Genomic DNA, 1012 nt, shown 5'->3' with positions numbered 1-1012 from the left:
ACACCTTAGCAAGGCGTTAGGCAAGGTACGGTGAGTTTCTCATTTCTATTTTCTTTGTCCTCTCTAGCTATCTGTCTTTCTTAGTCGGCAATTACGTATTGTCGGCTCAAATTCTGGAATATCTCCAACCGTAAAACATGCCAAAGTTCGTGGGTTGCCTCATTGGTTCTCAGTGTTGGTGGGTGGTGAATTTCACTGGCTTAAAGTGTGGAAAGGGCAAGTTAATCGACGCTTTCGTTTTTGTGACTAGCCCTCAGCTTTAAGTCTATCAGGCTCAAAAGCTACTTTGTCGCTGAAAAGCTGCATTTCGTGGTTGTTGAAGCCTCGGCTATGACATAGTGATTTCAGTGGTTCTTGAGTCACAAAAAGTCGGTGGGTGATTGGTTGCTTATAATGTTTAAGGTATCCTGTATCAAATCAAGTTAGTGAGCATTCGGAAATCTTGCCTAACAAACAATTCAAGCTGATTCGCAACGCTCGGCACTTTCGGTTTCAATTGGTTTAGTGATTACAGTGCAGTGTTTGAGTAAGGTGGCAGCGTTGCTCACAACTTAATTGGGCGTTAGTGCGCAAAGATAAAAATAACAATTAGCAGGATTTAAAATGAGTGAAATTGCTCGTTTCATATCTGGCAAAGCTCCAGATAAATTTGGTCGCAATGTAGAGCAGTTGTTAGCTTACAACCACTTCTGGCTGGAGCATGATCATAAGTATATTCAAGTTCTTTTCCCGATAGATGAGGGCACTAAGTTCAATCAACATGCTCCTTTGGTAACTCAAGCAGATCGAGATGCTTTTGCTAATTCAGAAGAATTGCGTGTTGCTCACTTAAAAGCTCTCGACCTCTTACTTGAGTTTTGGGGATTACAGCGAGATGGGTATGAAATATCTTCATTACTGGCATTAAGTCCTGCTAACCATGTCTGGCTTAAAAGTCATGACCACAACCAACTTCGTCTGACCCGAGCAATTCGTAGTTTGTATTTACTAGGTAACCTGAGATCGGTTTAAG

The 1012-nt window shown here is 41.7% G+C and carries 1 pseudogene; it reads left to right on the top strand.

The annotated features are described in order from the left end of the window. Window positions 1-603 precede the first annotated feature (603 nt). Window positions 604-996 (top strand): annotated as a pseudogene (locus BCT11_RS04015) (opioid growth factor receptor-related protein); the annotation flags it as partial. Between the last annotated feature and the right edge of the window lie 16 nt (window positions 997-1012).

Source organism: Vibrio sp. 10N.222.52.B12 (assembly GCF_002875385.1).
Taxonomy (GTDB): Bacteria; Pseudomonadota; Gammaproteobacteria; order Enterobacterales; family Vibrionaceae; genus Vibrio; species Vibrio jasicida.
This window is presented reverse-complemented; position numbering and strand designations above follow the sequence as displayed.